Below are 19,568 nucleotides of genomic sequence, written 5' to 3' on the forward strand. Positions count from 1 at the left end.
CGCGATCCTGCCATCACAGACGGTACACACGAAGCTACTCAAAGACAGAGTGGCCGTTCGGCCTACACTGAACAGGGTGGGGCAGCGGGTTGCCAGGACCGAGGGCGGGATCGCCTACGCCAGCACCGGGTCGGGGCCGCCGCTCGTCTACGTCGGCGGCTGGGTGTCGCACCTCGAACTCAGCTGGGCCCTGCCCGCCGAGCGCGCGTTCTACGACGCCCTCGCGCAGGGGCGCACGCTCATCCGCTACGACAAGCTCGGCTGCGGGCTGTCCGAGCGCACGCCGCCGGACCGATACTCGATGGCCCAGGAGCTCGACGCGCTGGACGCCGTCACCGGAGACCTCGAGCGATTCGACCTCATCGGCACCTCCCTCGGGGCCGCCGTCGCCGCCACGTTCGCCGCACGACAACCGCAGAGGATCCAGAAGCTCATCTTGTACGGCGGGTGGCTCGACGGATCCCGCGTCGCCTCGCCCGCGATCCGCACGCACGTGCTCGGGCTGGTCGCGCAGCACTGGGGGCTCGCGTCGGGGCTGCTCGCCGACGTGTTCGCGCCGGAGGCGGATGCGGGGACGCGGGCGGCGTTCGTGCGGTACCAACAGGAAGCGGCCGACGCCGAAACGGCCCGGACGATGCTCGCCGCCGCCTATGCCACCGACCTGACCGAGGTGCTGCCGGCGATCGCCGCGCCCACGCTCGTGGTGCACCGCGACCGGGACCGGGCGGCGCCGCTGAGCGAGGGAAAGAAGCTCGCCGACGCGATACCGGGTGCGCGGTTCGAGGTGGTGGCGGGGCGCTCGCACCTGCCGTACATCGGCGACACCGGCGCGCTCACCCGTGCCATCCGCCGGTTTCTCGGCCTGCCCGCCCGCCATCGGGGCAGCGGACCGGCGCTCACCGCCCGGCAGCGCGAGGTCGCCGCGCTGGTCGCCGAAGGGTGCACGAACCGGCAGATCGGCGAGCGGCTGGGCATCGCCGAACGCTCGGCCGAGGCGCACGTCGAACGCATCCGGCTCCGGATGGACTTCCGCTCCCGCGCCCAGATCGCCGCCTGGTACGTGGCGACGGCCGCGAACTGAGGTATTTTCCCGCCTGCACCGGGGACGGGTGCGCGCCGACGATGGGCGGATGCGTTTGCTGTACGCGGCCGTCGCCTACGCGGCCTTCCTGCTGAGCTCGGTCTGGGCCGTGTGGTTCCTGGCCGTCACCGCCGACCGGCCCGCGCGGCACTCGGCCCCCGTCGCGCTCGCCGTCGACGGGCTGCTGCTGCTCGCGTTCGCCGCCCACCACACGATCGCCGCCCGCGACCGGTTCAAGCGCCTCCTCCCGGCCGCGATCGAGCGCAGCACCTACGTCCTGGTGGCGAGCCTGCTGCTGTTCGCCGTGTTCGGCTGGTGGCAGCCGGTGCCGGCCACCGTCTGGCGGGCCGGCGCGCCGTGGTCGGTCGCGATCTGGGCGGTGTTCGCGGCCGGCTGGCTCATCGTCGTCGGCTCCACGTTCATGGTCGACCACGCCGAGTTCTTCGGCCTGACCGGCCCCAAGAACCAAGAGATTTCAAGCCGTCTCTTGTACTCCCTGTGCCGCCATCCGATGATGCTCGGCCTGCTGATGACGTTCTGGGCGACCCCGCACATGACCGCCGGCCACCTCTTCTTCGCCGTGGCGTCCTCGGCGTACATCGCCGTCGGCATCCGCTTCGAAGAGCGAGCCCTGCGAGCGCGATTCGGCGCGGCCTACGAGGACTACGCACGGCAGGTCCCCGCGCTCATCCCCTGGCCGCGCCGGGTCTAAGCGAGCAGCCAGTCCGGTTCGATGTCCGTCTGCGTGCCGAAGGTGAGCTGGGTGGGGCTCTTGCCGTCGGGCGTGACGGTCCAGATGGTGCCGAAGCCGCCGTCGTCGTCGGCCGCGGAGTAGGCGATCAGTTTGCCGTCCGGGGACCAGGCCGGCTGGATCAGATAGGTGTCGTTGACGATCGGCGGCCCGGCGATGATGAGCTTCTCCGCGCCGCCGGTCGCCGGGATGCGGTACAGGCTGCTGCCCAGGCCGTTGTTCTCGTAGCGGCTGAACGCGAGCTGCTTGCCGTCGGGTGAGAAGTCCGGGTAGCCGTCGTGGCGTCCGGCCACCGCCGGGGTCAGCGGGTCGAGCGACAGCGTCTTGAGGGTCAGCGCCAGCAGCCGGCCCGAGCCGCCGGAGTAGCGGGTGAACACGATCCGGCCGCCGTCCGGGGACCAGGTGGGCGACGCGTCGCTGGCACCCGCCGGGGCCGCGGTGAGCAGTTGGGAGTTGCCGCCGGTGACGTCGCGGACGCAGATGTGGCCGTTGAAGGGCGACACCGGCTCCCGGCACGTGTAGGCCAGCCGTTTGCCGTCCGGGGACCAGGCCGGGTCGTCGGCGTCGCCGCTGCCGGGCACCACGGCCAGGCCGGTGGTGTCGGCGTTCATCACCCACAGACTGTCGGGTCCGGCGCCGTAGCGGGTGAAGGCGATCCGCTTGCCGTCCGGCGACGGGACCGGGCTGAGTTCCTGGATGCCGGCCGTGTTGGTCAGGTTCTTCGGCTTGGAGCCGTCCGGGTTCATCGACCAGAGCTCGTGGTTGACGGCGTAGTCGCGGGAGAACACGATGCGGCCGTTGCCGACCGGCGGCGGCGCCGCCGTGGCGGTGGTCGCGGGCAGGACAGGGAGCACCGCCAGGGCGGTCAGCGCGGCGAGGCCGGGCACGTACGGTCGCTTCATCCCGGGCACGGTAGGCGCCCGGGAACCGCCCAATCCGGGCAGAACGCCGAACGGGCCGAAACCCGACAGCCGCTACCGCCCCTCGACCGTGACCAGCCAGTCCCCGGCCGCGACGGTGCTGCCGGGCGTCGCGTGCACGGCGACCAGGCGGCCGGGCCGGTCCGGCGCGCACAGCCGCACGAGCGCCAGCCCGTCGAGCCGCACCACCCCGAGCGGCGCCCCGGCCGCGTACTCCTCGCCCGGCCCGACCAGCCAGCGCACCAGCCGGCCGGAGATCTCGTCCCAGCGCAGCGGGGTCGCCCCGGCCGGCGGCGGCACCGGGTCGAGCGCCCGGTCGCCGGCCCGCGCGGCGAGCGCGGCGGCGCCCTGGGTGACGGCCAGGTCCGGGTCCTCGGTCCGGCGCACCGGCCGCCCGATCCCCCGCTCGACCGCCGCCGCCACCGCGGGCGTCCGGCAGGTGCCGCCGGTCAGCAGCACGGCGGTCAGGTCGGCCGCGCGGACCCCGCCCGCCGCGAGCAGGCCCATGCTGCAGGCGACGGTCCGCGCCACCAGCGGCGCGATCAGCTCGGCGAGCTCGCGTTGATGCAGCTGGTACGGCGGCGCGAGCGGCGTCAGGTAGTCCTCCACGTCCTCGGCGTCGCTGAGTTGATGCTTGACCCCGCGCACGAACTCGCGCACCTGCAGCCCGAGCCGCAGCCGGGCCGGCGCGGCGAGGGCGGTCGTGCCGAGCGCGCCGGCCAGCTCCTCACCGCCGCGTTCGTGCAGGTGCGCGGAGATGAGCGCGTCGATGTCGCGGCCGCCGCAGTCGTCGAGCGCGGCGTGCCCGAGCACCTCGTGCCGCCCGCCCGCGAAGCGGACCAGGGCCGCGTCGAAGGTTCCGCCGCCGAAGTCGTACACGAGCACCAGGTCCCCGTCGGCGAACGGCGCTCCCGACAGCGGGGCGAGGGCCGCCGCGACCGGCTCCGGGGCCAGCTCCACCTCGGCGAACCCGGCCGCCTCGCCGGCCCCGATCATCACGTCCCGCCGCGGGTCGCCCGGCCCGTACGAGGCCGGCACCGTGAGCAGCAGCCGCGGGACCGACCCGCCGTGCAGCTCGGCGGCCCGCTCGCCGAACACCCGCAGGACCGCGGCGACGAGCTCCTCGGGCCGGTAGTCGGCCTCCCCCAGCGGGATCGGCGCCGTCTCGCCGAGGTCGCGCTTGAACTCGGCCCGGTACGCCGCCGGGTCGGCCCGCTTGCGCCGCTCGGCCACGGTCCCGACGAGCAGCGCGTCGCCGGTCCGGCAGACCGCCGACGGCCAGTTGTACAGCCCGCTGGCCGGCTCCTTGATGAGCCGGACGGGCTGCCCGGCGACGACCAGCGCGGCCGAGGACGACGAGGTCCCGAAGTCGACCACCAACACCGCTTCGCTCACGCCGGCTCTCCAATCCCCACGAGAAAGATCGTGCCCTCGAACCCGACCGCCGCGCGAATCCCGTCGGGGCTGACCACCAGGGCCTGCGGATGGCCGTACACGACATCGAACCGGGCCAGCACCGTCCCGTCCCCCGGCTCCAGCAGGTGCCACGACCGCTTGGTCGCCACCAACAGCCGGCCGTCGGGCGTGGGCGTGGCGGCCTGGTCGGCCGGCATCCAGTCGTGCAGCCACGCTTGCTGGCCGGTGCGCAGGTTCCAGCCCCGCACCGCGTTGACGACGATGACCCGGCCGTCGGCGCTGAACGCGAGCGAGCGGATCGGCACGCTGCCCTCGACCACCGTGATCCTGGTGCCGGTGGCCGCCTCGCGCACGATGACCCGGCCGTCCGGGGTCGACGTGGCCACCAGCCGGCCGTCGGGGCTGAACGCCACCACCCAGCCGCCGTCGGTGCCACCCCACAGGTCCCGGCGCTTGGCCCAGTCGTGCAGGATGGTCGTCCCGCCCTCGGTGACGATCGCGAGGTGCCGGCCGTCCGGGCCGAACTCGAGCCCGATCACCCGGTCGTCGGTGGCGATCGCGGACGGCATCCGGCCGGGGACGAGGGTGTGGACCGCGACGGCCGAGTCCGAGCCCACCAGCAGGTCCTGGCCGTCCGGGCTGAACTCGACACAGTATGCCGCGCCGGGAACCGCCGCCAGCCGGCCATTGCCTTCGTCGCGGAGCGTCGCGCCGGATTCCCGCCCGGCGTAGGCCAGCCACCGGCCGTGCGGGCTGAACGCCAGTCCGGCCGGCCCCTCCGTGGTCGTGATCCGCTGGAGCTGGACGGGCCGCGTGTAGCGCACGGCCACCGGCCGAGGGGCGACGACCGCGGGCTCCGGCTCCGGCTCGGGAACCGGCTCCGGCTCTGGTACCGGCTCGGTTCCCGGTGCGGCGACGGTGGCCAGCCAGCCGCCGCCGAGGACGCCCGCCGGGGCGTGCTGCGCGACCAGGATGCCTGGTTCGTCGGGCGCGCGCAGGCGGCGCAGCGAGCCGTCCGCGATCCGCACCACGGCCAGCTCGGCCCGCGCCGGGTACGCCTGGCCGGGCTCGACCAGCCACCGCACGAGCCGCGCGCCGGCCACGTCCCAGCGCAGCGGGGTGTGCCCGTTGGCCGCGGCCGGGTCGACGCGCTGCTGCGGGGTGTCGCGCACCACCTTCACGGCGCCGTGCACCGAGTCGCGGTCGGGCTCGTCGGCCCAGGTCACCGGCCGGTCCGGGAGCCCGTCGAGCAGTGCCTGGACGAACTGCGGCATGCGGATCAGGCCGCCGGTCAGCACGATCCGGTCGACGCCCGCGTGGCGCTGCAGCAGCCGCCGGGCCACGGCGAGGGCCTGCCCGGCGATCGGTTCGAGCAGCCGGGTGAGGTCGTCGCGGCGCAGTTCGAGGGCCGGGCCCAGCGCGGTGACCGCGTCGACGGCGAGGTCGGCGGCGGCGACGGTGTGGCGCATCCGGCGTACCGTATCCGCGAACTCGAACGCCAGCCGCTTGGCCACGAGCGCGGCGGACCCGGCCGGGAGATGGTCGGTGCGCAGCGCCTCCGCGAGCTCGTCACCGCCGGCGGCCCGCAGCTGCGCGCCGAGCGCCTCGTCGAGCGCGTGCCCGCCGGCGCCCGGGTCGATCTCGTGGTCCAGGACGAGCGGTCCGTCGGCGCGCACCACGGAGGCCGTCAGCGCCCGCGCGCCGAAGTCCAGCACCAGGGTGAGCTCGGCCCGCTCGGCCTGCTTGCCCGGCTTGGCGCGCTTGCCGGGCTTGGCCCGCTTGCCCGGCTCGCCCGCCTCCTCCGGCGCCGCGGCCAGGGCGAGCGGCCGCGCCAGCAGTTCGGCCTCGGCGAACCCGACGATCTCGGCGATCTCCAGCAGCACCCCTCCGCGCCCCGGGTCGGCGACGGCGGCCGGATCGGCGACGAGCACCAGCCGGTCGACCGGTCCGCGCAGGAGCCGGGCGGCCACCTCACGCATCAGGCCGAGCATCCGCCCGACGAGCACGACGTCGCGCTTGTGGTCGCCGGTCCAGCCCGCGTACCCGTCGGGTTCGGCGCGGCGTCGGTGCAGGGCGACGGAGCCGCAGTACGTGTCGCTGTGCAGGGCGGTCGGCCACAGCGGCGTACCGGTGAGGGGCTCGGCCAGCTCCCGGACCGTCTTCCCGCGCACGACGACGGCCTTGCCGGTGGCCGCGCCGATGTCGGCGATCAGCACCGGCTCGCTCACGGTTGGTCCTCGAGGCGCATGAGCCGGACGCCGTCGTCGGTGCCCAGGGCGAGGGTCACGCCGTCGGGGGCGAGCGCCATCGCGTGGACCGGCGCGCCGAGCGGGTGGTCGGCGACGAGCTTGCCGTGCAGGGTCTCGAACACCGCGATCCGCGCGCCGGCGACGACCAGCCGGTCGCCGCGCGGGGTGAAGGCGAGCCCCGTGACGCCGCCGGGCTCCGTGGCCGTCCACGCCGTCGTGGCGGTGCGGGGGTAGCAGCACTGGACGGTCCCGGCGCGGTTGGCCACGGCCAGCCGGTCGCCGCCGCGGCTGAACACCAGCCGATGCCCGCCGCCGGTCGCGACGGCCCGGGCGAACCGCCGGCCCGACGGCTGCCCGTTCTTGAGGTCGATGAGCTCGACGCCCTGCGCGATCATGGCGAGCACCGTGCCGTCCGGGCTGAACGCGACGGCGCTGCCGCTGTTCTTGCGTGACCAGCGGGGCGGCTGGCTGGGCCCGGCGTACAGGATGGAGTTCCAGCCCGCGGTGGCGACCGCGAAGTACCGCTCGTCCGGGCTGACGGCCAGGTCGAGCACCGAGTCCTGGACGGCGACGGACCACAGCCGCCGGCCGGAGTCGATCTCCCACCGTTCGAGCGGTCCGTCGGTGCCGGCCCACACCTGCTTCCCGCCCGCGGCGAAGGCGACCGCCCGCGCCGTACCGCGGACCGTGAGCTGCGACAGCGGCCGCCCGTCGCCGTCCAGCAGGCAGACCGCGCCCTCGACGCCGGCCGCGATGCGCCGCCCGTCGGCGCTGAAGGCGATCGACCGGACCGGGCCGCGCGGGGCGGCGCGCACGGAAACGCTGGTCGCCTCCAGCACGCCGACGGTCGCCGCCCAGGCCCCGCCGGCGAGCACCGTGCCGGGTTCGGCGTGCCGGCGGACCAGATGGCCCGGGCGGTCCGGGGCCCGCAGCCGCCGCAGCCCGCCGTCCTCGGTGCGCACCACGGCCAGCTCGGCCCGGGCCTCGAAGGTCTCCCCCGGCTCGACGAGCCAGCGCACGAGCCGCGCCCCGGCCGCGTCCCACCGCACCGGCACCTGCCCGTCGGCCGGCGCGGGCGCGGCGGTCATCGGCGGCATGGCCTGCACGAGCCGCGCGGCGCCGGTGACGACCCCGCCCTCGCCCATCTCGACCGAGCGGCCCGGCAGTCCGATCGCGGCGCCGACGGTCCGGATGACGTACGGAATGCTGGTCATCCCCCCGGTGAACACCACCCGATCGACCGTCGGGCCGGCCCGCTCCAGCAGGTCGGACGTGGCCGCGATGGCCCGTTTGACGAGCGGGGCCAGCAGCGCCTCGAACGCCTCGCGGCGCACCTCGACCACCGGCCCGGTCGCGAGCGGGCGGTCGGCGGCGACGGGCGCCATGCTCAGAGCGTGCCGCAACCGGCGGACCGCCGCGGCGAAGTCCATCGCGACGCAGGCGGCCGCGTCCGCGTCGAGGTGGTCGGTGGCCAGCGCCCGCTCCAGCGCCGTCCCGCCGAGTTCGCGCACGTGGGCGGCGAGCGCGGCCTGCGCGGCCCGGCCACCGCAGTCCTCGGCGACGGTGTGGCCGAGCGACTCGTACCCGTCGGCGGAGACGCGCACCAGACCCGCGTGCAGGCCGCGCTCGCCCAGGTCGAAGGAGAGCACCACGCCCGGGGTGTCGGGGCCGCGGTCGGTGTAGGCGGCCGCGGCGGTCCGCGGCACGAACTCGGCGTCGGCGAAGCCGAGGTGCTCGGCCATGCGCTGGAGGAAGGCCGGCCACCGCTCGTCGGGCTCGGCGTCCACCACGACCACGAGGCGCTCCGGGGTCGTACCGTGGCGCTTGACCGCGCGCAGCACCGCGGCGAGCATCCAGCCGCGGGCCCGCTGGTGGCCGCCGCCGAGGTACTCGCCCGGATAGGCGCGGCCGAACGTCCGGGCCGCGGTGCCGAGCCGGGTGTCGCCGGCGTGCTGATGGGCGGCCGTTGGCCAGGCGCGCAGGCCGGTGCCGGGCTCGGTCACCGGGACCAGCCGCCCGTCGTGGATCAGGATCGCCTTGGTGGTGGCGTGGCCGGGGTCGACCACCAGCACGGTCTCGGGCCCGGTCCCGCTCACGCCGGCTCCCGTACGGTCGACACGAGCCGCTCGTAGCTGCGCCGGACCACCTGCACGGCGCGGCGGGTCCGGCCCTCGTACAGCGGATCCAGGTCGCGGGCGGCCCATTCGCCGAGCCGGGCCCGGGCGGCGGCGAGCAGTTCGGGCGGCGCGGCCGGGGTCGGCAGGCCGAGCCGGTCGGCGGGGGCGGTGCCGTGCTCGCCGGTCACCCGCAGGAGATCGGCGGCGTCGTCCGGGGTGAACGAGAGCGCGTCGTCGTAGTACAAGCGGAGAACTTCCAATTCGCGGAAGGCGTGCTCGTCGCGGTCGAGGGCGAGCAGCGGGGCGCAGGCGTCGAGGAGCACGGTGCGCTCGTGCGGGCCGAGGGTGGCGGCCCGCCGGTCGCGCAGGCGGTAGGCGAGGTCGAGGGCGCCGCGCAGCTTGATGAGCTCGGCGCGGTTGCCGAAGTGGCCGGTCAGCAGGGCCCGGAAGCCGGGCAGGCCGCTGCGCGCGGTGAGCTCGGCCCGCAGTTCGGCCGCGTCCCGGGCTCCGTCGCGCACGAGCCCGGCGGCCAGCCAGATGCCGTACTGCCCGAACCGCCGCAGCAGCGCGGCCCGGCGCTCCGGCGGCACCGGCAGGTCCTCGTACTCGCGGGTCGCGAAGAACGGCCCGCGGCGCAGCCGGCGCTCCAACGTGGACGGGTCCACGTTGGACAGTCCAATGAGGTCACCGAGCTCGTCGTCGGTGAACGTGGCGGCGGCCGCGGCGACCAGGCTGGCGATCGGCCGCACCTCGTACAGCACCCGCCGGGCCCCCGGCGCGCTCATCACGCGCTCGGCCAGCCGCCGGCCCTCGGCGAGCGGGTCGGGATGCTGCGGCCAGGAAAGCTCCACCTTGGTCAGGGCGGCGATCGTGGTGACCGGTCCGGAGCCGCCGACGCCGGGCCCGGCGAAGTCGGCGAGCAGCTCCTCCTCGTTGGCCGCCAGCCCGCGCGCGAACACCACGACGAGCGCGTCGGCCCGGCTCGCGTGGGCGGCGGAGGCGGCCCGCACGTCGTCGCCGGTGCGGCCGAGGAAGCGCAGCGTGTTCTGCGAGTCGGTCTGGAACACCGAGTCCAGGCCCGGGGTGTCGACGAGGTCGAACGCGCGCAGGTGCTCGTTGGGGTCGGTGACGCGCAGATAGTCGATGGCGCGCAGCAGCCGCCGGTGCTGCTTGTCGCCGTCGCGGGCGCGCACGGTCAGCGCCTCGAGCCCGGCCGGGTCGCGCCGCTCGGGCGGGCGGCCGTCGGTGAAGTGCACGGTCAGCTCGCGCCGGGGCCCGTGCCCGATCCAGTTGACGTTGAACGTGAGCTCCTCGACCCCGGTCGGGGCGAGCGGCGCGCCGAGCAGCGCATTGGCGAGCGTCGACTTGCCGGAGCTGACCCGGCCGACCAGCGCCACCCGCATCGGCCCGGACAGCCGCGCCCGGCACGCCGCCAGGTCCTCGGCGGCCTTGTCCAGGCCCGGCAGCGGTACCGCCCGCAGCCCTCGGATCGCCTCGTCGAACGCCGCCGTCGCCCGTGCCCGCAGCCCGGTCATCAGGCGTCCGCGGCCTCGGCGTCCACCGTGGACAGTTTCGCGGCCGCCGCGGCGAGCGCCGTGACCCGCTCGCGCAGCTCGATCAGGGGCTTGCACTCGGCGAGCAGCTCGCGGGAGCGCGCCTTGGCCGCGTCGTGGGTCGCCTTGCGCGCCGCGGCCAGCCGGGGCAGCAGGTCCTGCAGCGTCTCCTCCTGCTGGGCCAGCCGCCCGTCGAGCTCGGCGATCGCCGCGGTGGTGAAGTCGCGGACCACCTCGTTGACCGCGGTCGAGACGTGCCGGCGCTGGTCGCGCTGCAGCGTGCCGAGCTGCTGCTGCAGGCTCTGCCGGCGGGCCTGGCGGTCGGCCCGGCGCTCGTCGGCGAGGCCCTCCTGCCAGCCCAGCGCGCTGCCGAGCAGCCCGCCGATGGCCGCACCGACGGCGTTGCCAACCACCGGCACGATCAGCCCGCCCAGCAGCCCGCCGACGGCCGCGCCGAGGCTGACCCCGGCCCGCAGCCCGCCGAGCCGGCCGCGGAACAGCCCGGGCCGGTCCTCGGCGGCGGGCTCGGCGTCGACGCGCAGCTCGGGCACCGGCGGCACCGGCAGCTCGCCGAGGGCCGGCCGGTCGAGGTCGAAGCCGTGCCGGAGGCTGAAGTCGGCCAGCACCTCGGCCGCGGCGACCGCGGCCTGCTCGTTGAGCTCACCGACGACCTGGGCCGCGTCGGCGGTGAGCTGGCCGACGAGCCGTTCGGGGTGGTAGAGGTACTGGTCGTCGCGCAGGTAGTCGACCGAGAAGCCGTGCCAGACCTGGTCGAGGCGCCGCTCGCCCTGCACGCCGAGGCGCCGCCCGAGCCCGCCCAGCTCGTCGGCGAGCTGCCGGCGCCATTTGGCCGAGGCCGTGCGCATCTCGGCCAGCTGCTTCTGCCGGCCCTGGGCCTCGGCGACGAGCCCGGCGAGCTTCACGTTGGTCTCGTCGGCGAGCGCGTCGAGCTCCTCCTTGAGCGGCTCGAGCAGCCCCTGGGCGGCCCGGCCGAGCTCGTCGAGGGCGGCGCCGAGGAGGCGTTTCGCGCGGTACCGGTGCAGCGAACCCCACAGCGCGGCCTCCAGCGCCGGGAAGTTGGACAGCTCCAGGTCCTCGTCGTCGCCGTCGAGCAGGTAGTCCCGCTTCGCGTGGGCCGACACGGGCACGATCGTCACCTGGTCGGCCGGCCGCCCGAGCGCCGTCGCGATCTTGGCCCGCCCGTTGGCCAGGATCGCCGAATAGTCCCCGATGTCGGTCTTGGTCAGCACGAACTGCAGCGCGTCGCGGGAGTCGCCGGCCGCGACCGCCTCGGCCGCGTGGCGCAGGAACCGCAGCTCGCTCTCCAGCAGCGGCTGGGTCGCGTCGAACACGAACACGATGGCGTCCGCGCTGGGCAGGAACGCCATGGTGGCCGCGGTGTGTCCCGCGTACACGCCGCCGACGCCCGGCGTGTCGACCAGGGTCAGCCCCGAGCGCAGCTTCGGGTGCGGGGTCTCGATCGCCACGAGCCGCGCCCGGCGCGCGTTGTGCGGGTTGCCGCTCTCGGTGACGTAGCCGGCCAGCTCGGCCCGCCCCGCCTCGACGGTCTCGGTGCCGCCGCCGTCGAGTTCGAGCAGGATCTCGATGCGTTCCTGCTCGCCGTACCGGACGGTGGTGACCACGCTCGTCGCGATCTCCCCGGCCTCGGGGAACAGCAGCGGCCGCTCGTGCTCGTCGAGCAGCGCGTTGAGCAGGCTGGATTTGCCCCGTTTGAACTCGCCGCAGACCACCACGGTGAGCCGCCCGTCCGCCAGCCGCTCCCGCGCCGCCGCGAGCCGACCGGCCGCGGTCCGCGCGCCGCGCCGCTCGGCGAGCGCGATGAGCTGCGGAAACAGGCTGAGTGCCGCGTCCCGGGCGGTGTCGAAGTCGCGCATCGGGCCCATGGTAAGGGCCCGCGCCCGCGACGATCACGGACCGGCGGGCAAAATCCGCCGACCGGACGGTGCGTTCCGGCTCTTCCGGTTGCTCGCTCGCCATCCGGGGGAATCGCCGGTAAGGAATTTACCCGGGTGAATCGTCGGATCCGGTTCGTGGCGGATCGGCGGATGGGCGGGACGCGCGTTTCCTTCATATTCTGGCGCGACGACCGATCTGAGCGACGGGCGTGGCGGGCGGACCCGGAGGGAGTGTGCGGCGGATGAGCGGCACCCACCCCGGTGCGGCGCGCGCGGACGAGCGGGCCGACACCCGGCCCCTGCTGCTCGGCTGCCTGGCGATCTTCGCGCTCGGCGGGGTCTGGACCGTGTTCTACGCGGCCGGGCTGCCCGCGCCGAAGGTGCTCATGTGGCTCACGGTCCCCGCGACCAGCATCGTGGCGATGCTGACGACGCTGCGGGTGGCCCGCACGCCGGGGCTGCACCCGGCCGCGCGGCGGTTCTGGCTGCACCTGACCGTGGTCGAGGGGTTGGTGCTGGCCGGCGCCTCGTTGATGACGGTGTCGACGTTCGCGCGCTGGTCGGACCGGCCGATGCTGTTCGTCGGCGCCGGGGTACCACTGCTGTCCCTGGCTCTTCTGCTCGTGATGTGGGCGCTGCTGCGGCTTCCGGCCGGGCATCGCTCGCGCACTGAGTGGGTGCGGCTGACCCTGGACGGGGCGACGGTCACGGCCGGGGCCGCGCTGTTCCTGTGGCACCTGGTGCTGCGGCCGCTGGTCGAGACGCACACCGAGGTGCCCAAGTTCCTCGGCATGGTGCTCATCGCGCTGCTGTGCCTGCTCGCGCTGGTCGCCGTGATGAAGGTGGCGATGGTCGGCAGCGGGCCGGTGACCATGGCGTCGCTGCGGCTGCTGGCGCTGACCATCCTGATCGGGGTGTTCGCCTCCGCCGCGGCGCCGATCACCAACGAGCCGCGCTGGGTCGGGCTGCAGCCGATCAGCATCATCATCAACATGCTGGTCGTGTGCTGCGCCGCGCACGTGCAGCGGCGCGGGCCCGACGACCGGACAGGCGAGGGCGCACCGGTACGGCGCTCACGGCGCTTCTCGTCGCTGCCGTACGTCGCCGTCGGCGCGACCTCGCTCCTCCTGGCCGTGCAGAGCTTCCGGGCCGGCCGCGAGCACAGCGTGGCCGACATCGCCCCGGTCGCGCTCGGGGCCATTCTCATCACCGGGCTCGTCGTGGTCCGCCAGTTCGTCGCGCTGCGTGACAACGCGCACCTGCTCGACTCGGTCAGCCGGCACGAGCAGCAGCTGCAGCACCAGGCGACCCACGACACGCTCACCGGCCTGGCCAACCGGGCCGGGTTCAGCGTGATCGTCGAGCAGGCGCTGGACCGGGCGGCGGCGGACACCCAGGCGGCGGTACTGCTGATCGACCTCGACGACTTCAAGGAGGTCAACGACACCCTCGGCCATGCCGTCGGCGACGACGTGCTGGTGGCGGTGGCCCAGCGGCTGCGGGCGGCGGTGCGGGGCAACGACGGTGACGTGGTGGCCCGCCTGGGCGGCGACGAGTTCGCGGTCCTGCTGCGCCACGCGCCCGGCGGGGACGCCGACCGGGCCGCGGAGCGGGTGCTGGCCCTGCTCGCGCCGCCGGTCAGCGCGGCCGGGCACCACCTGCTCGTGCACGCCAGCATCGGGGTGGCGCCGGCCCGGCCCGGCGACGACCTGGGGACGCTGCTGCGCAAGGCGGACATCGCGATGTACGCCGCGAAGGACCGGGGCAAGGGCAACTCGGTCGGCTACACCCCGGACATGGCCGCCCGCATCCAGGCCCACGCCGAGCTGGGCGCGGACCTGCGCGACGCGATCGGCACCGACCGGCTGTTCCTGCGCTACCAGCCGATCGTCCGCCTCGACGACGGCTCGGTGGTCGGCGCGGAGGCCCTGATGCGCTTCGAGCACCCGACCCGCGGGCCGATCTCCCCCGCCGAGTTCATCCCGGTCGCCGAGCAGTCCGGCCTCATCGTGCCGCTGGGTCGCTGGGCCCTGCGCGAGGCGTGCAAGCAGATGGCGGAGTGGCTGCGGCGGTACGGCCAGAAGGCGCTCTACTCGATCACCGTCAACGTCGCCGGGCGGCAGCTGCAGGACCCCGGGTTCGTCGACGATGTGCGGGCGGCCCTCGCATCGGCCCGGCTGGCCCCGGACCGCCTCCTGGTCGAGGTGACGGAGACGGCGGTGCTCGGCGACGGACCGGCGATCGCGACCCTGCACGAGTTGCGGGCGCTCGGGGTGCGCATCGCGCTCGACGACTTCGGGACCGCCGCCTCCTCGCTCGGGCTGCTGCTCACCTGCCCGGTCACGACGCTCAAGCTGGACCGCAGCTTCGTGGAGGAGATCACGACGGCGGGGCGGCCGGCGGCGGTCGCGCAGGCGGTCATCCACATCGCGCAGACCCTCGACCTGGCCGCCGTCGCGGAGGGGATCGAGACCGAGGACCAGGCCCAGGTGCTGCGGCAGCAGGGGTACCTGCTCGGGCAGGGCTACCTCTACGCGCGGCCGATGGCGCCGCACGAGCTCGAGGAGCGGCTGGAGCCGGCGCCTAGCTTCCTACGGTGAGCCTGATCGTGAAGCCGTCCGTGCCGCGCTGCATGCTCACGTGGTCGCACACCTGGTGCGCGATCCACAGCCCGAAGCCGGCCGAGTTCTCGCTGGTCGCGGGCAGAAGCCCGGCGTAGGGGTCCTTGGGGCCGCGCCCGGTGTCGGCCACGGTGACCACCACCCGCCCGTCGGCCGCCCACACGCGCATGCGGACGGGCGCGCGGCCGTACCGGTGCGCATTGGCCACGATCTCGCTGACCGCGAGCGTCAGGTCGTCGATGCGCGCGTCGCCGATGCGGCCCTCGCCGACCGCCCGCACCACCTGGCGCGCCTCGTCCGGCGGCGGCCCGAGCACGTCGGCGGCGGGCGGGCGCTGCTGCAGCGGGTCGGCGATCTCCGGCCGGTTCTCCAGCAGGAACGTCTCCGGGTCGGTGTACTCCGAGTTCGCCGCGTGCTCCCCCAGCGGCCGGGCGGTGAACGGGTGCGTGCGGTGCGCGTCCGCGAGCACGTGCGACGGGGTGGACCGCGCGTCGTACGCGCACATGCTCCACAGCGGGAACTCGTCGTACGCGTGGTTGATCGCCGACTCGTAGCGGGCCCACCAGTCCCAGCACGCCCCGAAGTGCTCCGGCAGCAGCTCCCCGACGATGCGGATCTGCCCGGCGCCGGCGTCCACGTGCTCGCCCAGCAGCGTCCGGTACGCGCGGATGGCACCCGCCGGCCGCGCGTACACCTCGCCGCCGGCCAGGAACATCACCGGACAGCCCGCCGGCAGCGCGTCCTGGACCAGGGCGGCGTTGCGCGGGCCGAACGACACCATGGTCGGCTCGCCGGCCGCGACCCCGCCGAGCAGGAACGGCACCACCACGTCGAGCAGGTGCTCATCGGAGTCGTAGCAGATCGCCTCGTGCAGGTACCCGGTGTGACCGGCCCCGGCCCCCGTCCTCATCGCGCCGCCTCTACCCGAATCCGCGACAGCCGGAGCAGCTCGACCAGGTGGGCCGCGGTCGCCAGCGGGGTGCGCAGCACCGCCGTGACGTCCCGCTGCTCCGCGTGGCGCTGCAGGTGCAGCAGCGCCCGGTGGTCGATGAAGCGCAGGGCGTGCGCGTGGAACACGATCTTTCCGTTCTCAGGCCGGGGTTGTACCCGGGCGAGCGCGGCGGGAAACAGGTTCTCGGCTGTGTCGTCGAGCTCACCGCTCAGCAGCGCGGCCCCGTCGTCATGCGGATCGCCGCGCAGCGCGAAACGGACATCTGCCGCATTGGTACCGGGATGCAGGCACGCGAGCGCGCCGACCGCTTCGTCGCCGACCGTCCCGCGGTGCAACGCGCACACCGCGCGCATCGGATGCACGGCGATGTACCGGTCGACGAGCGCCTCGTAGCGCGCGAACGCGTCGAGCCGCTCGGCGGTGTCCACCAGGGCCGTACAGTCCGCGAAGACCCGCAGGCCGGTGTGCCCGTCGTCCAGCGCGGCCGCCGTGGCCTGGGCGTACGCGGCGACCTGGGCCTCCGGGTCGACCAGGGTGCCGGCGGCGTAGGTGGCGTCGAGCGAGACGAACTCGGCGCCGGCGGGCAGCCACCCGGGGTCGGCGGTGCCGGCGAACCAGACCCGCTCCCCGGCCGCCAGCCCGGCGGCGAGATATGACTGTGCGTGCGCGTGCAGTTGCCCCGGGGTGTCGTACGTCCAGCAGACGTGCTGGTCGGCGGCCGAGGTGCTCACATCCGAAGGGTAACCCCGCAGCGCGGGACGGCACGCGTCCAGCATTGCCCGCTTTGCGTGAACCCGTCGAGGGCGGGTAGCGCAGACCCATGCGAATCGGACTCATCGGAGCCGGCCACATGGGCTCCACCCTCGCCCACCTGTGCGCCGACGCCGGTGACGACGTGGCCATCGCCAACTCCCGCGGCCCCGACACCCTGCGCGACCTGGAGCTGATGCTCGGCGAGCACGTCATCGCGGCCACCCCGGACGAGGCCGCCCGCTTCGGCGACATCGTGGTGCTGGCCGTGCCGTTCGGCCACTACCAGGACCTCCCGGCTGCGTCCCTGGCCGGCAAGACGGTGGTGGACGCCTGCAACTACTACCCCCAGCGCGACGGCCACCGCCCGGAGCTCGACGACGGCCGGGTCACCAGCAGCGAGCTCATCCAGCGGGAACTGCCCGGCGCCCACGTGGTCAAGGCCTTCAACGCCATGCGCTGGGACCACCTGCGCGACTACCGCCACTCCGCGGGCGCCCTGCGCCGCTACGGCATCCCGGTCTCCTCCGACGACCCGGCGGCCAAGTGGCGGGTGATGGACCTGGTCGAACAGCTGGGCTACGAACCGGTCGACGCCGGCACCCTGCGCGCGGGCGGCCGCAAACACCAGCCGGGCACCGACGTCTACACCGCCGACCTCTGGGCCGACGAACTCCGCGACCGCATCGGCGTGGACGCCTGACCCGTCACAGCGGCGGCAACAGTCCCCGAGCGATCGCCGTGGTGACCGCGGCGGTACGGTCCTTGACGCCGAGCTTGTCGAAGATGCGCATCACGTGACTCTTCACGGTCGCCTCGCTCACGAACAGCTCCCGCCCGGTCTCCGGATTGGACAGCCCCCGAGCCAGGCACCGCAGCACGTCCATCTCCCGATTGGTCAGCTGCGGCACATCCCCCCGCCGGAACCGCACCAGCCGATCCGCCGCCGGCGCCGCGATCGCCGTCCCCCCACGCGCCGCGATACGCACCGCGGCGGTCAGCTCCTCGCGGCTGCACCCCTTGAGCAGATACCCGACGGCACCGGCCGCCACCGCCCGCACCACGTCACCGTCCGTGTCATAGCTGGTCAGCACGAGAATTTTGGCCGTACCGGCGGCTGTTATCCGTTCGATCGCGGTGATCCCGTCGAGATCCGGCAGCCGCAGGTCCATGAGCACCACATCCGGCCGCAGCGCCGCGGCGAGCTGAATCGCCTCGTGGCCGCGGCCGCAGTCGGCCTCCACCACGAGGTCCGGCTCCCGATCGAGAACCGCCCGCAAGCCGTCCCGCACAATCGGATGGTCGTCCACCACCAACAGCCGCACCGTCATACCGGACGCTCCCCATCCACCGCCGCGGCTTCGCCCAACCCAGCCCGCACGACCCGACCACCCACCGCTGCTCGTTCGCGCACCCCACCCACCGCTGCTCGTTCGCGCACCCCACCCACCGCTGCTCGTTCGCGCACCACGACCACCGCTGCTCGTTCGCCCAGCCCGACCAACGCTGCTCGTTCGCGCACCCCGGCCCGTGCGAATTGCCCGCACACCACCGCCGCCGCTGCTCGTTCGCGCAGCCCGGCCCGTGCGCATTGCCCGCACACCACCGCCGCCGCTGCTCGTTCGCGCAGCCCGGCCCGCGCGCATCGCCCGCACGCCACCGCCGCTGCTGCTCGTTCGCGCAGCCCGGCGCGCGCGAACGAAACGTCGGCCGTCGTTGCACGTTCGCGCGTTGGGGCGGGCGCGGTTGGGGCGTCGTTCGCCGTGAGCGGTCGCAGCGTCATGCCGGGAGCTCCACTTCGACCGTCGTGCCCGCGGTCGCGCTTGAGCTGATCGTGGCCGAGCCGCCCGCCGCCGCTGCCCGTTCGCGCAGGCCCGCCAGGCCGAAGCCGGGCGTCGGGGCGTGCACGTCGAAGCCACGCCCGTCGTCGTGCACGCGAAGGGCAAGGACGCCGCTTTGGTACCGGATGTGCACGTCCACCCGCCCGGCCCGCGCATGGCGGCGGACGTTGGCGAGCGCCTCCTGCACGGCGCGCAGGGCTACGACCTCCAGCTCCGCCGGCAGCGGTCTCGGCTCGCCCTCGACGGTCAGGGTGGCGCCGCCGGGGAGATCGGGCCCGATCCGGTCGACGACGTGGCGCAGGGCCGCCGGCAGCGACGCCGAACGCAGGGCCGGCGGGGTCGCCGCCTCGACCAGCGACCGCGCCTCGGCGAGATTGTCCCGGGCGGTGTCGCGGGCTCTCAGGAGGTACACGAGAGCGTCCTTCTGTTCTTCTTGAAGCTCCGACTCGAGCGCATCGAGCAGCAGGAGCACACTGGTGAACCCCTGCGCGACGGTATCGTGGATGTCGCGCGCCATGCGCTCGCGTTCGGCCAGCGCACCGGCCTCACGACTGACCCGGGCAAGCTCGGCCCGGGTATCCTCAAGCTCAGCGACGATGCGCGCCCGATCCTTACTCTGGTCGATGATCCGCGTGATCCACAGCCCGACCCCGATCGCGCACAGCAGCGAGAGGCCCGCCGGCACGAGCACCGTCGCGGGTTCTTCAAGCCGAAGCGCGAACGCCACGGCGAAGGCGGCCACCGCCGCGATCGTCCCCGCGACCGCCTGCCTGACCGGCAGCATCGCCCACACATGCGGAAACAGCACGAACAACAGCACGGCCCCAGCCGGCGCAACAGCGACCGCGGCGGCGGTGAGGGCAACCGCGACCGAGACGTACACCCACCCCCCACCACTACGCGGCCGCCGCAGCAACCGCGCCCCGGCGAGCGGGTACCACGCGGCCAACGCACCGATGAGCGCCACCCCGAGAACCCGCTCCTGCACGCCAAGGTCGGTGTCCATCCCAATCAACCCGGCCGCAACAACGCTGAGCCCCGCAAACGCAAGATGCCACCCAACAGCGAGGCGATGCCACTCGTGCTGACCCGGGTCCACGGTCGCGCTCATACGGCGAGCCCCCCGAACGCAGAACCCCACCCAACAGCGAGCCGGCGCCACTCGTGCCGGCCCGGGTCCACGGCCGCGCTCATACGGCGAGCCCCCCAAACGCAAGACCCCACCCAACAGCGAGGCGATGCCGCTCGTGCTGGCCCGGGTCCACGGCCGCGCTCATACGGCGAGCCCCTCGAACGCAAGACGCCACCCCACGGCGAGGCGGTGCCACTCGTGCCGGCCCGGGTCCGCGGTCGCGCTCATCCCGTCAGCATCCCCTGTCCGCGACTTGCGCGCATCCAACG

15 protein-coding genes are annotated in these 19,568 nt (G+C 74.6%); 4 read left to right on the top strand and 11 right to left on the bottom strand.

Annotated elements, in window-relative coordinates; translation table 11 throughout:
* Positions 1–76 precede the first annotated feature (76 nt).
* Positions 77–1,081 carry an alpha/beta fold hydrolase gene (locus tag ACQP00_RS32945; protein ID WP_433202772.1) on the top strand — a complete coding sequence of 335 codons (1,005 nt, stop codon included), beginning with the start codon at positions 77–79 and terminating at the stop codon, positions 1,079–1,081.
* A gap of 49 nt (positions 1,082–1,130) precedes the next feature.
* Positions 1,131–1,793, top strand: coding sequence for a methyltransferase family protein (locus ACQP00_RS32950; protein WP_433202775.1), 663 nt, complete (start codon positions 1,131–1,133; stop codon positions 1,791–1,793).
* Here ACQP00_RS32950 and ACQP00_RS32955 read toward each other — a convergent pair.
* The 6 genes from ACQP00_RS32955 to ACQP00_RS32980 all read right to left on the bottom strand — a co-directional run bounded on the left by ACQP00_RS32955 (position 1,790) and on the right by ACQP00_RS32980 (position 11,982).
* Complete coding sequence (locus ACQP00_RS32955) at positions 1,790–2,734, bottom strand: TolB family protein (RefSeq protein WP_433202778.1); 945 nt, start codon at positions 2,732–2,734, stop codon at positions 1,790–1,792. The genes ACQP00_RS32950 and ACQP00_RS32955 overlap by 4 nt on opposite strands.
* A 72-nt stretch (positions 2,735–2,806) precedes the next feature.
* Positions 2,807–4,147: an Hsp70 family protein gene (locus tag ACQP00_RS32960; protein WP_433202781.1), complete on the bottom strand. Its 1,341-nt coding sequence runs from the start codon at positions 4,145–4,147 to the stop codon at positions 2,807–2,809.
* Entirely contained in the window at positions 4,144–6,396 is a 2,253-nt protein-coding gene (locus ACQP00_RS32965; protein WP_433202784.1) for a hypothetical protein, read from the bottom strand. Before ACQP00_RS32965 ends, ACQP00_RS32960 begins: the two co-directional genes overlap by 4 nt.
* The gene (locus tag ACQP00_RS32970; RefSeq protein WP_433202786.1) at positions 6,393–8,513 is read right to left on the bottom strand and encodes an Hsp70 family protein; all 2,121 of its coding nucleotides are present in this window, start codon (positions 8,511–8,513) and stop codon (positions 6,393–6,395) included. The genes ACQP00_RS32965 and ACQP00_RS32970 overlap by 4 nt, the downstream gene beginning before the upstream one ends.
* A complete protein-coding gene (locus ACQP00_RS32975) occupies positions 8,510–10,069 on the bottom strand; it encodes a dynamin family protein (RefSeq protein WP_433202789.1) in 1,560 nt (519 codons plus the stop codon). The genes ACQP00_RS32970 and ACQP00_RS32975 overlap by 4 nt, the downstream gene beginning before the upstream one ends.
* Positions 10,069–11,982, bottom strand: coding sequence for a dynamin family protein (locus ACQP00_RS32980; RefSeq protein WP_433202792.1), 1,914 nt, complete (start codon positions 11,980–11,982; stop codon positions 10,069–10,071). Before ACQP00_RS32980 ends, ACQP00_RS32975 begins: the two co-directional genes overlap by 1 nt.
* A gap of 263 nt (positions 11,983–12,245) precedes the next feature.
* Here ACQP00_RS32980 and ACQP00_RS32985 point away from each other — a divergent pair, with 263 nt between their 5' ends.
* Positions 12,246–14,603: a putative bifunctional diguanylate cyclase/phosphodiesterase gene (locus tag ACQP00_RS32985; RefSeq protein WP_433202795.1), complete on the top strand. Its 2,358-nt coding sequence runs from the start codon at positions 12,246–12,248 to the stop codon at positions 14,601–14,603.
* On the opposite strand, the gene ACQP00_RS32990 is transcribed toward ACQP00_RS32985, so the two are convergent.
* Positions 14,587–15,534 carry an anti-sigma factor RsbA family regulatory protein gene (locus ACQP00_RS32990; protein WP_433202798.1) on the bottom strand — a complete coding sequence of 316 codons (948 nt, stop codon included), beginning with the start codon at positions 15,532–15,534 and terminating at the stop codon, positions 14,587–14,589. The two genes, ACQP00_RS32985 and ACQP00_RS32990, sit on opposite strands and share 17 nt — an antisense overlap.
* Positions 15,531–16,307, bottom strand: coding sequence for an MEDS domain-containing protein (locus ACQP00_RS32995; protein ID WP_433202801.1), 777 nt, complete (start codon positions 16,305–16,307; stop codon positions 15,531–15,533). The genes ACQP00_RS32990 and ACQP00_RS32995 overlap by 4 nt, the downstream gene beginning before the upstream one ends.
* Positions 16,308–16,396: 89 nt before the next feature.
* On the opposite strand from ACQP00_RS32995, the gene ACQP00_RS33000 reads away from it, so the two are divergent.
* A complete protein-coding gene (locus ACQP00_RS33000) occupies positions 16,397–17,029 on the top strand; it encodes an NADPH-dependent F420 reductase (protein WP_433202804.1) in 633 nt (210 codons plus the stop codon).
* Positions 17,030–17,033: 4 nt separating this feature from the next.
* On the opposite strand, the gene ACQP00_RS33005 is transcribed toward ACQP00_RS33000, so the two are convergent.
* The 3 genes from ACQP00_RS33005 to ACQP00_RS33015 are packed head-to-tail and all read right to left on the bottom strand — an operon-like array spanning position 17,034 to position 19,278.
* Positions 17,034–17,657: a response regulator transcription factor gene (locus tag ACQP00_RS33005; RefSeq protein WP_433202806.1), complete on the bottom strand. Its 624-nt coding sequence runs from the start codon at positions 17,655–17,657 to the stop codon at positions 17,034–17,036.
* Positions 17,654–18,109 (bottom strand): hypothetical protein, encoded by a 456-nt coding sequence (locus tag ACQP00_RS33010; RefSeq protein ID WP_433202808.1) that lies wholly within the window; start codon positions 18,107–18,109, stop codon positions 17,654–17,656. The genes ACQP00_RS33005 and ACQP00_RS33010 overlap by 4 nt, the downstream gene beginning before the upstream one ends.
* The gene (locus ACQP00_RS33015; protein ID WP_433202811.1) at positions 18,106–19,278 is read right to left on the bottom strand and encodes a sensor histidine kinase; all 1,173 of its coding nucleotides are present in this window, start codon (positions 19,276–19,278) and stop codon (positions 18,106–18,108) included. The genes ACQP00_RS33010 and ACQP00_RS33015 overlap by 4 nt, the downstream gene beginning before the upstream one ends.
* Positions 19,279–19,568 lie beyond the last annotated feature (290 nt).

This window comes from Dactylosporangium sp. CS-047395 (assembly GCF_050942185.1).
Lineage (GTDB): Bacteria > Actinomycetota > Actinomycetes > Mycobacteriales > Micromonosporaceae > Dactylosporangium.

Bases quoted from the DNA above. Each gene is read 5' to 3' on its own strand.
- ACQP00_RS32950 (WP_433202775.1), top strand. From the start codon at position 1,131: ATGCGTTTGCTGTACGCGGCCGTCGCCTACGCGGCCTTCCTGCTGAGC.
- ACQP00_RS32985 (WP_433202795.1), top strand. From the start codon at position 12,246: ATGAGCGGCACCCACCCCGGTGCGGCGCGCGCGGACGAGCGGGCCGAC.
- ACQP00_RS33000 (WP_433202804.1), top strand. From the start codon at position 16,397: ATGCGAATCGGACTCATCGGAGCCGGCCACATGGGCTCCACCCTCGCC.
- ACQP00_RS33005 (WP_433202806.1), bottom strand. From the start codon at position 17,657: ATGACGGTGCGGCTGTTGGTGGTGGACGACCATCCGATTGTGCGGGAC.
- ACQP00_RS33010 (WP_433202808.1), bottom strand. From the start codon at position 18,109: ATGACGCTGCGACCGCTCACGGCGAACGACGCCCCAACCGCGCCCGCC.
- ACQP00_RS32990 (WP_433202798.1), bottom strand. From the start codon at position 15,534: ATGAGGACGGGGGCCGGGGCCGGTCACACCGGGTACCTGCACGAGGCG.
- ACQP00_RS33015 (WP_433202811.1), bottom strand. From the start codon at position 19,278: ATGAGCGCGACCGTGGACCCGGGTCAGCACGAGTGGCATCGCCTCGCT.
- ACQP00_RS32975 (WP_433202789.1), bottom strand. From the start codon at position 10,069: ATGACCGGGCTGCGGGCACGGGCGACGGCGGCGTTCGACGAGGCGATC.
- ACQP00_RS32955 (WP_433202778.1), bottom strand. From the start codon at position 2,734: ATGAAGCGACCGTACGTGCCCGGCCTCGCCGCGCTGACCGCCCTGGCG.
- ACQP00_RS32980 (WP_433202792.1), bottom strand. From the start codon at position 11,982: ATGCGCGACTTCGACACCGCCCGGGACGCGGCACTCAGCCTGTTTCCG.